The 13,423-nt window shown below is 47.7% G+C and carries 11 protein-coding genes and 1 pseudogene; 5 read left to right on the forward strand and 7 right to left on the reverse strand.

Translation table 11 applies throughout. The annotated features are described in order from the left end of the window. The first annotated feature begins 72 nt into the window (after positions 1-72). The 3 genes from OOK74_RS11780 to OOK74_RS11790 all read left to right on the forward strand — a co-directional run bounded on the left by OOK74_RS11780 (position 73) and on the right by OOK74_RS11790 (position 3,283). Positions 73-1,250 (forward strand): IS3 family transposase gene (locus tag OOK74_RS11780; RefSeq protein WP_100068541.1). Its coding sequence is split into 2 segments (ribosomal slippage): positions 73-331 and positions 331-1,250, totalling 1,179 coding nucleotides; the frame shifts between segments, so codons are not numbered across the junction. A gap of 82 nt (positions 1,251-1,332) precedes the next feature. Continuing rightward, entirely contained in the window at positions 1,333-2,523 is a 1,191-nt protein-coding gene (locus OOK74_RS11785; protein ID WP_278183437.1) for an AAA family ATPase, read from the forward strand. Between the two features lies 1 nt (position 2,524). Beyond that, complete coding sequence (locus OOK74_RS11790) at positions 2,525-3,283, forward strand: hypothetical protein (protein WP_278183438.1); 759 nt, start codon at positions 2,525-2,527, stop codon at positions 3,281-3,283. A gap of 24 nt (positions 3,284-3,307) precedes the next feature. On the opposite strand, the pseudogene OOK74_RS11795 reads toward OOK74_RS11790, so the two are convergent. The 3 genes and pseudogenes from OOK74_RS11795 to tal form a co-directional block, all read right to left on the reverse strand. Then, positions 3,308-3,418: pseudogene (locus OOK74_RS11795) on the reverse strand (TrmH family RNA methyltransferase); the annotation flags it as partial. 89 nt (positions 3,419-3,507) lie between these two features. Beyond that, positions 3,508-5,502 carry a transketolase gene (gene tkt, locus OOK74_RS11800; RefSeq protein WP_278183439.1) on the reverse strand — a complete coding sequence of 665 codons (1,995 nt, stop codon included), beginning with the start codon at positions 5,500-5,502 and terminating at the stop codon, positions 3,508-3,510. 91 nt (positions 5,503-5,593) lie between these two features. Continuing rightward, positions 5,594-6,544 carry a transaldolase gene (gene tal / locus OOK74_RS11805; protein WP_274722341.1) on the reverse strand — a complete coding sequence of 317 codons (951 nt, stop codon included), beginning with the start codon at positions 6,542-6,544 and terminating at the stop codon, positions 5,594-5,596. 519 nt (positions 6,545-7,063) lie between these two features. Between tal and OOK74_RS11810 the strand changes: the two genes are divergently transcribed. Next, on the forward strand, positions 7,064-8,056 hold the full coding sequence (locus OOK74_RS11810) for a sugar-binding transcriptional regulator (protein ID WP_166015402.1): 993 nt from the start codon (positions 7,064-7,066) through the stop codon (positions 8,054-8,056). A 117-nt stretch (positions 8,057-8,173) separates the two neighbouring features. Here OOK74_RS11810 and OOK74_RS11815 read toward each other — a convergent pair whose 3' ends face one another. The 3 genes from OOK74_RS11815 to moeA form a co-directional block, all read right to left on the reverse strand. Further along, on the reverse strand, positions 8,174-9,016 hold the full coding sequence (locus OOK74_RS11815) for a sulfurtransferase (protein WP_278183440.1): 843 nt from the start codon (positions 9,014-9,016) through the stop codon (positions 8,174-8,176). A gap of 62 nt (positions 9,017-9,078) precedes the next feature. Next, positions 9,079-9,837, reverse strand: a complete 759-nt coding sequence (gene moeB, locus OOK74_RS11820) for a molybdopterin-synthase adenylyltransferase MoeB (RefSeq protein WP_277206941.1) — start codon at positions 9,835-9,837, stop codon at positions 9,079-9,081. Between the two features lie 8 nt (positions 9,838-9,845). After that, positions 9,846-11,081 (reverse strand): molybdopterin molybdotransferase MoeA, encoded by a 1,236-nt coding sequence (gene moeA, locus OOK74_RS11825; RefSeq protein WP_278183441.1) that lies wholly within the window; start codon positions 11,079-11,081, stop codon positions 9,846-9,848. A gap of 154 nt (positions 11,082-11,235) precedes the next feature. Here moeA and folE point away from each other — a divergent pair, with 154 nt between their 5' ends. Next, on the forward strand, positions 11,236-11,889 hold the full coding sequence (folE, locus tag OOK74_RS11830) for a GTP cyclohydrolase I FolE (protein ID WP_166015406.1): 654 nt from the start codon (positions 11,236-11,238) through the stop codon (positions 11,887-11,889). 130 nt (positions 11,890-12,019) lie between these two features. Here the strand turns inward: folE and eat are convergent, their stop codons facing one another. Next, positions 12,020-13,411 (reverse strand): ethanolamine permease, encoded by a 1,392-nt coding sequence (gene eat / locus OOK74_RS11835; RefSeq protein WP_274723037.1) that lies wholly within the window; start codon positions 13,409-13,411, stop codon positions 12,020-12,022. Positions 13,412-13,423 lie beyond the last annotated feature (12 nt).

Below are 13,423 nucleotides of genomic sequence, written 5' to 3' on the forward strand. Positions count from 1 at the left end.
TGTAGTGGTACGGTGAATTTGGTCACTTAATTAGAGGTGATATTATCATCTCATAAGTTAATAGGTGACATTATGACAAAACGTACAAGACGGCTATTTAGTGCCGAATTCAAACTGGAAGCGGCACAATTAGTGCTCGATCAAAACTACTCAGTGACTGAAGCGGCTCAAGCCATGAATGTAGGTAAATCTACGATGGATAAGTGGGTTCGCCAATTAAAACAAGAGCGCCAAGGCAAAGCACCCAAAGCGTCACCAATGACGCCTGAGCAAATTGAAATTCGTGAATTAAAAAAGAAGCTCGCTCGTCTTGAAGAGCATAATGAAATATTAAAAAAAGCCACGGCTCTCTTGATGTCGGACTCACTGAACAATTCTTGATGATCAAGAAACTCAAGCAGAGCCACAGCATAAAAACATTATGCGAAGTCTTCAATGTTCATCGAAGCAGTTATAACTATTGGCTGAAACGGCCAACAGAAATAAAGGCGGAAACCGTAAAACTTCGCAGTTTGATTAGCGAAGCTTATGCGGCAAGCAATGGTTCTGCGGGAGCAAGAACCATTGCCGATATCGTAACAAACCAAGGCGTGAGTCTGAGTCGTTACCGAGCAGCAAAGCTGATGAAAACGCTGGGATTAGTAAGTTGCCAAGTCCCAAAACATCGTTACCGTAAAGCCTCACAAGAGCATATTGAAGTCCCGAATCACTTAGATCGTCAGTTTGCTGTCACGGCACCAAATGAAGTCTGGGTGGGTGACGTGACCTATATTTGGACGGGAAATCGTTGGATGTATTTAGCGGTAGTCATCGACCTTTTTGCTCGAAAAGTGATTGGTTGGGCAATGTCAGTATCACCTGATACACGATTAACAAGCAAAGCGCTTTCGATGGCTTATGAGTCTCGTGGAAAGCCTAAAGGTATCATGTTCCACAGTGATCAAGGCAGTCACTATACGAGTCGTCAATACCGTCAGTTACTGTGGCGTTTTCAAATAAAACAAAGTTTATCTCGCCGAGGAAATTGCTGGGATAATGCGCCTATGGAGCGCTTCTTTAGAAGCTTGAAAACGGAATGGGTTCCAACGGTAGGTTATCGTAGCTTTGCAGAGGCTCAACAAGAGATCATCCGCTACATTATTGGATATTATAGCCAGCTCAGGCCCCATCAGTATAACGGTGGTTTGACACCCAATGAATCAGAACGATTGTATTGGGAAAACTCTAAAACCGTGGCCAATTTTAGTTGACCACTACAAACATCTTGATGTAGTAACTACCTTAGAAAGAAACTATAATATCAACAATAAGTTAAAAATGAGATTCTTGTGAATGGCACATATTAAGCGTTTAACTATCAAAGGATTTAAATCCATATATGATCAGGATATTGATTTAGGTAGGTTGAATGTCTTTATCGGTACGAATGGTGCAGGTAAGAGCAACTTGCTTGAATCTATTGCTATGCTTTCCGCTTCAATTGAAGGGGGGATTGATTATGAAAGACTATCAAGACGTGGTGCTCGCCTCTCTTCTCCCAAGATATTTCGGACATCATTACGTAATAAAGACCGAAAAAATACATTTTCTATTGAGGCAGAAACTGAGTCACTGTGTTACAAAATGAGTGTCAATGCAGTAGATGGTTTTTCATATAATGCTGAATCCCTTAAAAAAAATGGCAAGTCAGTTTGTGGTCGTTCGAATAATGGAGCGACGATTTTTGGAAGCCAAATAAAAAACAAGCTAGATAGAGAGAAAAGTATTATTCCCTTATATCGTTCGTTTGAAAGTGATATTGAAGATCTAAGTGTTTTGGAGCAGTTTGCGATATTTGCCCCTTCAACACCTATTTTGAGAGGTGTTGCAACAGATAATAGCAACAAGTCCCCCTTAGGGCTATATGGTGGACGTCTTGCCGAGTCATTAAGTGAAATATTGGCTGACAATTCAAAAAGGAAAGAGCTTCAGCGATTCTTTAAGTTACTCGATTGGTTTAAGGAAGTTGGTACTTCAAATCAGCCGAATAGTGATCTTATGTCTGAATATATGACAATTGGAAGAAGAGTTGTTAGCTATAAAGATAAGTTCATGAAGACTAACTTTAACGACTTATATGCTTATGACGTTAGTGAGGGAGCATTATTTATTCTGTTTGTTTTAGCTCTTCTTTCACATAAAGATTCGCCTGATTTTTTTGCGCTAGATAATATAGACAGCGCTCTGAATCCAGGTTTGGTCAAAAACCTTATGGGCCATATAGCTGATTATATTCAGGCTGATACTTCTAAACAAGTTATGCTCACAACCCATAATCCAACGACATTAGATGCTGTTGATTTATTTAATCCGGATCATCGACTATTCATAGTTAGTAGAGCTGAGGATGGTCAGACCGTTATCGATAGAATGTTGCCCCCTAAAGGAATGACAAAAGATGAGTGGGAGAAACAGTATTTTGGGTTGAAGCTTTCAGAAATTTGGTTATCGGGAGCATTTGGCGGTTTAAATACAGGTATTTAAAATGAAGAAAGTCAAATACTTGTTAGTATGTGAAGGTCCAACTGATGTTGCTTTCTTGAAAAGATTATCTAGTCAATTGGGTAAAGGCTTAGGTGCTGAAGTTACAATTCAAGAGCTGTCACCACAAAGAGATGCGACCACTGGAGAATGGCCAGCTCATGGTTGGAATGCAGTAAGGACTTGGTGTAAATCTTGGAGCGTAAAATCAGATGATGATCTTGCCAATATTCCAAATCATTTCGTAGAGTTAGCCAAGCGTAGAACTTGGAAAGCATTGGTTAATACTAGTGCTGATGGTTTGATCATTCAGATGGATACTGATATCGCAGAACATATTACTGATTTAGACGAACGTTTCCCTAATACTGTTTTAAATAGAAGAGAGTTTTGTGAGCAAGCTCTTTTTAATTGGATTAATGAAACTGAAACTTCCAGAGAAAAGCCATTTTTCTTGCTACCGAGTTATGCAATAGAGACATGGTTATTAGCACTGTATGACCCATCTGAAAGTGTGTTTTCTGATTTAACAACTGGTTTCAATTATGAAGATATTGTCAACTTGGAAGATAGGTTAATTTCACTAGGCTTTTCTTCTAAGAAGAAAAAAGGGGTGGTCAGGTTAGCTAAAAAAGATAATCAGTATGTGAACTATGCAGATCGAGTTTTTATTAATTTTAAAACTGTTAAGTCCCGTTGCTCAGAAGCTGAAAAGTTTGAAAGTTTTCTAATTGAAAGCATAGGAAACCAACGTGTTAGCTAGAAGCTTAATAAATAAGTACGGTATAAATTTCACGGCGCGAGCATAACGCGTACCGTTGTAACGCACTTGAGTAGCGTTGTAGCAGCCTGCCGCACGCATCACGGCGCCGACGTTGGTTGGGCTTTTCGGGTTGTGTGATTCAGATCGTCAGGCTTGCTTTAGTGAAAACAAAAAATCCCGCCTAAGCGGGATTTTTTGATCAAACATGCTTGGCTATTGCACCATTACGCCAGTAGCTCTTTGGCTTGTTTCACCACGTTTTCGGTGGTGAAGCCAAACAGTTTGAACAGTTGATCGGCAGGGGCCGATTCACCAAAGCTGGTCATGCCGATGATGCGGCCATTTAAGCCGACATATTTGTACCAGAAATCAGCAATCCCGGCTTCAATCGCAATACGCTGAGTCACGGCCGATGGCAGAACCGCTTCACGGTAAGCTGCCTCTTGTTTATCAAACGCATCGGTGGATGGCATTGAGACCACGCGAACCGCTTTGCCTTCTGCGCTCAGTTGCTCGTAAGCCGCCACTGCGAGTTCCACTTCAGAGCCGGTCGCAATCAGGATAAGCTCAGGTTGACCTGCGCAATCTTTGAGGATGTAGCCACCTTTGGCGATGTTCGTCACTTGCTCAGCGCTACGTGGTTGCTGCGCCAGGTTTTGACGCGAGAAAATCAGCGCCGATGGTGCATCTTTACGCTCAATCGCCAGTTTCCACGCCATCGCGGATTCCACTTGGTCACATGGACGCCATGTGCTCATGTTTGGCGTCATACGCAGAGACGCGATTTGCTCTACCGGCTGATGGGTTGGACCATCTTCGCCGAGACCAATCGAGTCATGAGTGTAGACTTGGATATTTTGCACTTTCATCAGTGCGGCCATGCGCATCGCATTACGCGCGTATTCCATAAACATCAGGAAGGTTGCACCGTAAGGCACAAAGCCACCGTGCAGCGCGATCCCGTTGATAATCGCCGTCATACCAAACTCACGCACCCCATAGTGGATGTAGTTGCCTGAGAAATCTTCGCGGGTTAGTGATTTTGAGCCTGACCACATGGTGAGGTTAGAAGGCGCCAAGTCCGCCGAGCCACCCATAAATTCTGGCAGCAGTTTGCCGAACGCTTCTAGTGCATTTTGTGAAGCTTTGCGTGAAGCAATGTTGGCAGGGTTGGCTTGCAGGTTAGCGATAATCTCGCTAGTCGCAGCTTCCCAATTGGCTGGCAGCTCACCGGCGATACGGCGTTGGTATTCTGCCGCTTCGCTTGGGTAAGCTTTGGCGTAAGCGGCGAATTTCGCATCCCAAGCCGCTTCTTTGCTTGCGCCTGCAGCTTTGGCATCCCACTCGGCGTAGATGTCCGCAGGGATTTCAAATGGCGCGTATTGCCAACCGAGGAATTCACGGGCGGCTTTGATTTCATCGTTACCCAGAGGCGCGCCGTGACAGTCGTGTGAGCCGGCTTTGTTTGGCGAGCCAAAACCGATGATGGTTTTGGTACAAATCAGGGTTGGGCGAGACGTGTCCGCTTTCGCCGCCTCAATTGCTGCGTTAATGGCTTCCGCATCGTGACCGTCAACCGCTGGGATGACCTGCCAGCCATAAGCTTCAAAACGTTGTGGTGTATCGTCAGAGAACCAGCCTTCCACGTGACCGTCGATAGAAATACCGTTGTCATCCCAGAATGCAATCAGTTTGCCCAGACCCAGCGTACCGGCTAGTGAACACGCTTCATGCGAGATACCTTCCATCAGACAGCCATCACCCATGAATACATAAGTGAAGTGGTCAACGATGTCGTGACCCGGCTTGTTGAACTGCGCGGCCAGTGCTTTTTCAGCCAGCGCCATACCCACCGCATTGGTAATACCTTGGCCAAGTGGGCCAGTGGTGGTTTCGATGCCCGGCGCGTAACCGTATTCTGGGTGACCCGGAGTTTTTGAGTGCAGTTGACGGAAGTTTTGCAAATCCTCAATCGACAGCTCATAACCAGTAAGATGCAGCAGCGAGTAAATCAGCATTGAGCCGTGGCCGTTAGACAGAATAAAGCGGTCGCGGTCAGCCCAATTAGGATTGCTTGGGTTGTGGTTTAAGTGTGAACGCCACAGCACTTCGGCGATGTCCGCCATGCCCATCGGGGCGCCTGGGTGGCCAGAATTAGCTTTTTGAACGCCATCCATGCTCAGGGCGCGGATAGCATTGGCAAGTTGTTTGCGATTCATAGGGTTACTCATTTTCAAGAAATTGGAGAGCAGCAATGCTCAATAAAAAACAGCATAAAAAAGCGAGCCTCAGCTCGCTTCAAAATCAGCATCACAGCTTAGCGGCGATCATTGCTTCTAGTTTGCCTTGGTCAACTGCGAAGTTACGAATGCCTTCCGCCAACTTTTCAACCGCCATCGCATCTAGGTTGTGCTCCCACAGAAATTCGCTGTGGGTCATGGCGGTAGGGCGAGCGGTGGTGCCTTGTGAGTCAACCAGTTTTGCAACCACTTCACCTTCGGCCGCTTCAAGTTCAGCCAGTAGTGACGGCGCGATGGTCAGACGGTCACAGCCAGCCAGCTCTAAGATCTCACCGATGTTACGGAAGCTTGCGCCCATCACCACAGTTTTGTAGCCGTGCTGTTTGTAGTAGTGGTAGATCTTAGTCACTGACAGTACGCCCGGATCTTCGCTGGCGGTGAAATCACGACCTTGTTTGGCTTTGTGCCAGTCCATGATGCGGCCAACGAAAGGCGAGATCAGGTACACGCCCGCTTCGGCACAGGCGCGCGCTTGCGCGAAAGAGAACAGTAGCGTCAGGTTACAGTTGATGCCTTCTTGCTCAAGAATTTCCGCCGCGCGGATCCCTTGCCAAGTTGAAGCTAGCTTGATCAAGATACGATCGTTGCTGATCCCCGCATCGTTATACATTTTTACCAGTTGACGAGCTTTAGCTACGCTGCGCTCGGTGTCGTAAGACAGACGCGCGTCCACTTCAGTCGAAATACGACCCGGAATGGTTTTTAGAATTTCTTTACCAATGTTGACTGCCAGCATGTCACAGGTGTCTTGTACTTGCTGCGCTTTATCGCTGCTTTGCGTTTTGGCGTAGGCGATCGCTTGATCGATCAGCGGTGCGTATTCAGCAATTTGCGCCGCTTTTAGGATCAGAGATGGGTTGGTGGTGGCATCTTGGGGTTGGTATTTTTTGATCGCATCAATTTCACCAGTATCTGCCACGACGGTAGTCAGTTTACGAAGTTGCGCTAATTTATTGCTCATTTCGATCGTCCTATTGGGTTAGGTTCATCTGCCGCTTAACAGTTTGAGGATGTCAGCAGTTGAGTGGCTCATGCTCTTTCACCGCGAAAGAGTGAGTCAGTAATGCAAAATTTCAGCGCCCGAACCTTTACGTTGAACATTTGCTTTGAACATTTGTCCGCACACTGAGTAAATGATGGAATTATATTTATCCTATCTAGCGTGAAAGTCAATTTGCTAAGCGGGTTTATGACAGCTTAAACCGAAAATTTATGGTGTTAAATCTTCGATATAGGATTAAATCGTTTGCTTAAATCCGTCGCTGGGCGAATAACCAAACTTAGTGCCGCAAACTGCCGCTGAGAAAATGTAATGCAACTGAACATTTGATTGATGCGCTGTGAATGGTTACCATAGCCAGTAAATTGGTTTTAAGCACATCATTATCAGTAGTGTAGTGCTTGTTTGCGCACTATGTTGGTTGAACTCGCCGTGGGTTGAACCCGCAGCGTGCCCGCTGGTAATAAAGGAAACGCCACAATGACCCAACTTGCCGATATGCCATTAGAAAATGGTGATTTACTGACCGAAATTGCCATCTCTTATTATCAGGATGGTGCAACTCAAGAAGAGATCTCTAAAAAGTACACGCTTTCACGGGCCAAAGTGGGCCGCTTACTGAAACAGGCTCGCGATGAGGGGATTGTTGAAATTACGGTTAAGTATCATCCAGTCTTTAGCGCCAAAATTGAACAGCGCCTGATTGAGCGTTTTGGGGTGCGCCGCGCGTTAATTGCCCTAGATCATCCCAATGATGAAGCGCAGCGTCAGCAAGTCGCGAGTTTAGTCTCCAATTATCTCACCAGCACGCTGAAAAATGGCATGGTGGTTACGGTTGGGCAGGGGCGCAATGTCTCAGCAGTGGCGCATCATATTGGGGTGATCACGCCGCGTGATTGCAAATTTGTGTGCAGCATCGGCGGCATTCACCCACGTGGCGGTATGTTTAACGCCGACCACATTTGTCGTCAGTTAGCCAAGAAATATGGCGGCAGTTCGGAGACTTTATACGCTCCTGCTTATGCAGAAAACCGCGAGCAAAAACGAGTCTTTATGCAAAATAGTACGGTTAAACAGACCCTCGATCTGGCACGCAAAGCCGATATCGCCTTGGTCGGGATTGGCGATATGAGTGAAAACAGCTACATGGTTGATCTTGGCTGGTTTACGCCGCAAGAGGTGGTGCAATCACGCTTAACTCAAGGCGTGGTCGGCGATTTCGCGGGGCATGATTTTTTTGATGTGCATGGTCGAGTCGCCAATACGGTGATGAATGATCGCGTGATTGGCCTTGGGATTGATGAGTTTCGCCCGATTGCCGAAGTGATCGCCATTGCCGCGGAAAACAGTAAGCCACTAGCACTGCTCGGAGCATTACGCACTGGTGCGATTGATGTGCTTGCGACCAGTGTCAGTAATGCATTGACCGTTCTCAACTTAGATGAGCAAATGCAACGTGCATTAAGCTCATAACGGGAATTAACGTTAGTCACTCATCATTAAAGCGATGAAAAAGCGAGCGGGTTTTAATATCCGCTCGCGGTTGATTATTAGCTATTGATTATCACCGATGTGGGGTTGGACTGTTCACTACTCACTGCTTATTTCAATCGGCAGATCCTGCCTTTGGCCCCATTCGGTCCATGAGCCATCATACAGCGAGAGGTTTTGATAACCGCATGCATACGCGGCGAGCAGTACAATGCAAGCGCTAACCCCGGAGCCACAACTGAACAGATATTCTGATGCGCTGGGCTGTAAAACATCGCTCAATACAGGACGCAGCTCTGTTTCTGGCTTGAGCTGATGTCCGTTCATTAATTGTGTAAACGGTAAGCAGACTGAGCTGGGAATGTGGCCGCTGCGCACGCCAGCGCGCGGTTCAGGTACTTGCCCTAAAAAACGCGCCAATCCACGCGCATCAATGATTTGGCTGTGAGGGTTATCGATCTGTTTGAGGAGATAACTCGCATCCACCAAGGCTTGTGGTCTGAGTTTGCCGGCAAAGTTGCCTTTTGTACTGGGTTGGCGATAAGTTTGAGTGACGTTGTAACCCTGAGCCTTCCACTCAGTGAGACCGCCATTGAGCACAAACACGTTATCATGTCCCATGGCTTTGAACATCCACCACGCACGGGGAGCGGCAAAGGTGCCACTATTGTCGTACACCACAATCATCGAGTCTTGATTGATACCGAGTTGTTGAGCAAGCGTATTAAAGCGCTGCTCAGAAGGCATCATGTGCGGCAAGGCGGAATCAAGATCGCAAAACACTTTGTCGTAATCAAAGCGTAGCGCCGTTGGGATTTTGTTGACCCAATCTTTTTCAGACTCGCTGGCGATTTGAAACTCGATACTGCTATCAAGGATCACCAATTTGCGATCGGACAACTGCTGTTGCAACCATTGTGCGCTGACTAGTGGTGAAGTCATAAGTTACTCCTTGTATGGCGCTTAATCAGTGGGGGTTGGAACGATGGTCATGGTTACGATACTTAGCCTTGTGGGTGACAAATCGGGCAATCGGCCAATTGGATCAGCTTCATTTCTCGCCACGACATGCTCATCGCATCCAAGATCAAAATCTTACCTTGTTTCGGTGTGCCTAAACCGGTCAGCACTTTGATCGCTTCCATGGCTTGCACGGCACCAATAATGCCGACCACCGGAGCCATCACTCCGGCCTCGACGCAGCTGAGCGCCGCCGAGCCGAATAGGGCACTTAAGCATTGGTAACAAGGCTGGGTCGGATCTTGATAAGTAAACACGCTGACTTGGCCTTCCATGCGAATGGCCGCGCCGGAGACCAGTGGTGTTTTGTGCTTAAAACACAGGCGATTGAGCTGGTTACGTGTATCCACATTATCACTGGCATCCAGCACCAGATCGTGGCGCGCAATCAGCGTATCCAGAGCTTGATCGGACAAACGCGCTTGGATTGTCTCAACGTGCAGATGAGGGTTGAGTTGCCGCAGCGCATCGGCCGCCGAAGCGACTTTCGCGCGGCCAATATCCGCATCGTGGTGTAGCACTTGGCGCTGCAAATTGGAAAGCTCGACGACGTCATCATCAATCAACGTCATCTGCCCGACACCTGCGGTGGCGAGGTATTGGCTCGCGGCACAGCCCAAGCCGCCCGCGCCGAGGATCAGTATTGAACTCTGCTTAAGCCGTTCTTGCCCTTCAAAATCAAATGCTTTGAGAATGATTTGCCGGTTGTAACGCAGCATTTCGTCATCGCTGAGAATATCCACCATCACTCCTAGTACAGGGTTGGGTTAAACAGCTGGATGTGTACCGTTTCGCCGACTTCCACGCGGCCACGCTCACGCTCAAGCACCACAAAACAGTTGGCTAAACTCATCGAACGGAATGCGCCAGAGCTTTGGTTACCGGTGCTTTCCACCACGAATTGACCATTTTCAATCCGATAAATGCCGCGTTGGAAATCCGTTCGTCCTGGGGCTTTTTTAAAGGGGCTGCGCGTGATCGCTGGGATCGACTCTGGCGCTTGCCAAGCTGAGTGTCCGGCTAATTTAGCCAGCATAGGTTGCACCAGCACATACATGGTCAGCATCGCGGAAACGGGGTTACCCGGTAGACCGCAGAACCAAGCATCTTGCAATGCACCAAATGCAAAAGGTTTGCCCGGTTTGATCGCCAGTTTCCAAAAACCGATTTCACCGAGTTGCTCCAAAATATCTTTGGTGTAATCCGCTTCACCGACACTGACGCCGCCGGAGGTGACCACCACATCGGCCAAGCGTTGCGCTTGCTCAAACGTGGCCGCCAACGTTGCAGGGCAATCTGGTACGATGCCGAGATCAATCGCTTCGCAGCCGAAGTTTTCAATCAAGGGTTTAATACCGTAGCGGTTGCTGTCGTAAATTTGTCCGGCTTGCAGCGGCTCACCGAGTGGCTTGAGCTCATCACCGGTGGAGAAAAACGCGACTTTCGGTTTGCGATACACAGTGACGTGGCTAATGCCAAGAGTGGCAATCATCGGAATATCACGCGCGGTTAAGCGTGCGCCACGTTCTAGCACCACATCGTTTTGACCAATATCATCACCGGTTGGGCGGATATTGTTATTGTGTTTGACTTCATGCTGGCAGAACACCACACCCTCTGCGGTGACGGTCGCTTGCTCTTGCATGATCACCGCATCACACCCGACAGGGATCGGCGCGCCGGTCATGATCCGCACGCAGGTCATGGCCGGCCAGTCACCCACCAAAGGTTGCCCAGCAAAAGATTTACCGGCCACCGGTAGCGGTTGTTGCTGAGCGAGTTCTGCGCGGCGTACGGCATAGCCATCCATCGCTGAGTTATCAAACGGCGGCACGTTAATTGGCGATAAAATCGCCTCGGCCAGCACATAACCGAGCGCATCTGCCAGTGGTAAAAGTAACGTGGTTGAGACAGGAGTAATGCGTGACAGCATGTTGTCGAGCGCATCTTCTATCGGCATTAAGCCAGGAGCATCGCAGCAGCCCATTCGGGAATGTCCTATGTTGGTGTTCTTTTGCGGCAAACTGTAGCACACAATCGCTTGTACGCTGCAGTATCCACGCGAATTTTGGGGATGTAATTGTCACTAAATCCGCGTATTCTTGTCAGCCATCCAAAAGGGGTATTTAAGAGGTAGAACAATGTCTGGTTTGAGCGAATCTGCGAAGTTGGTCAAGAATGCGCTAGATCTGCGTGGTTTGGAAACGCCAATGCAGGCCAACTTGGCAACCCCAGCACAAAAAAAACAACAAATTGAACATCATATGCGCGAGATCCTCAATTTACTTGGACTCGACTTAACCGATGACAGTTTGGAAGAGACACCACAACGAATTGCTAAAATGTACGTTGATGAGATTTTCTCTGGCTTGGATTACGCCAATTTTCCTAAAATCACGGTAATCGAAAACAAGATGAAGGTGAGTGAGATGGTCAAAGTCAAAGACATCACACTGACCAGCACTTGTGAACACCATTTAGTCACCATCGATGGCACGGCAGCGGTCGCGTACATTCCGCGCGGTAAAATCATCGGTCTGTCGAAAATTAACCGCATTGTGCGCTTTTTTGCCCAGCGCCCACAGGTGCAAGAGCGGATGACCCAGCAGATTTTGGTCGCGTTGCAAACTTTACTGGAGTCTGACGATGTTGCGGTCACGGTGGATGCCACCCACTACTGCGTAAAATCCCGCGGCGTGATGGACGCCACCAGCGTTACCACCACCACTGCGTTGGGCGGGATTTTCAAATCCAACCCTGCCACCCGCGCTGAATTTTTGCATGGTTTGCGTTAGTTTTTAGGCCGTTAATTCTAACCGATTTTTTAAACCGATTGTTTTGTTTAGAAATAACCGTAAAAAAGCACCTATGAACAGGTGCTTTTTTGGTTGTGCTGAACACATGTTTGCGGCTTGTTGCATCAATTTATGCCGCTTCCAGTTCTACTTGTGCCTGATATAACAGAGCGAATTCTTCTTCAGCGCTTTTCGCAATTAAGCGATGCTGGCCAATCATAAAGTAATACAGCATACCCACCGCAAACAGGATCAGAGTAAATAGAAATGCTCGTATATCATAAGCATACACCCCAGTTAGCGCGACCATCGATAGGATCAAAGCAACGCCTGATGTAACGGTACCGCCTGGTGTTTTGTATGGGCGAGGAATATCAGGATACTTAATACGCAGCATGATGTGGCTGGCGGACATCATCGCGTAAGAGATAGTCGCACCAACCACTGCCATCGACAGGATCAAATCGCCTTCACCAGTTAATGAAATGATAAAGCCGAGAATCGCCGGGTAGATGAGGGCGCGAACCGGTGCTTTCCGTTTGCTGGTCAGTGACAGATTTTTAGGCAGATAACCCGCGCGTGATAGAGCAAACACTAAGCGGCTGTAACCGTAGATAATTGAGAAAAACGATGCAATTAAACCGGCTAATCCCAGCACGTTGACGAATGTCGCCAGTTGTGAATGACCTGCAATATTCAACGCATCGACTAAAGGCACCGCGCTACTGCCAATGACTTTAGCACCGACGGCACCACTGAGTAGTACCACAACCAATACCGCAGTAAACAACAGGAACAACATCGCGGCGATGATACCTTTAGGAACATCTTTCTTTGGATCTTTGGCTTCTTCAGCTGCCAGCGGCACACCTTCTACAGCAAGGAATAGCCACATTGCAAAAGGTAATGCGGCCCAAACGCCGTAAAGCCCCATTGGCATCATCAAATCACCACCGCTGATGGGTTCAATATCAAACAGATTAGCGCTATTGAACTCAGGGACAAGTGCGATGCCGGTAGCAAGAATGGCTAATACCGCCAGACCGCTTATCACCATCATGACTTTTAGTGCTTCGCCGACTCCAAAAATGTGTATACCAACAAAAGCAAGGTAGAACAGCGCATAAACGATTGGGCCATCAAATCCCGTGAGTTCATTTACCGCTGAACCAATAAAGATGACGATGGCGGCTGGAGCTAACGAGTATTCGATAAGCACGGCCAACCCAGTGAGAAATCCCCCCATTGGTCCCATAGCCTGACGAGCAAAACTGTAGCCCCCACCAGCCGCTGGAATGGCTGCTGACATTTCGGCCAATGACAGTACTAGCGCTAAATACATAATACCCATTAATACCGCTGCGATAACGAAACCGCCCCAGCCAGCTTGAGCAATTCCAAAGTTCCAACCGGCAAAATCACCGGATATGACGTACGAAATTCCCAATCCGGCGAGCAAGATCCAACCTGCTGCGCCCCGTTTGAGCTGGCGTTGTGCCAGATAGTCGTTTGATGTGGTCATACTAATATCCTT

Source organism: Vibrio misgurnus (genome assembly GCF_029635775.1).
GTDB lineage: Bacteria > Pseudomonadota > Gammaproteobacteria > Enterobacterales > Vibrionaceae > Vibrio > Vibrio chanodichtyis.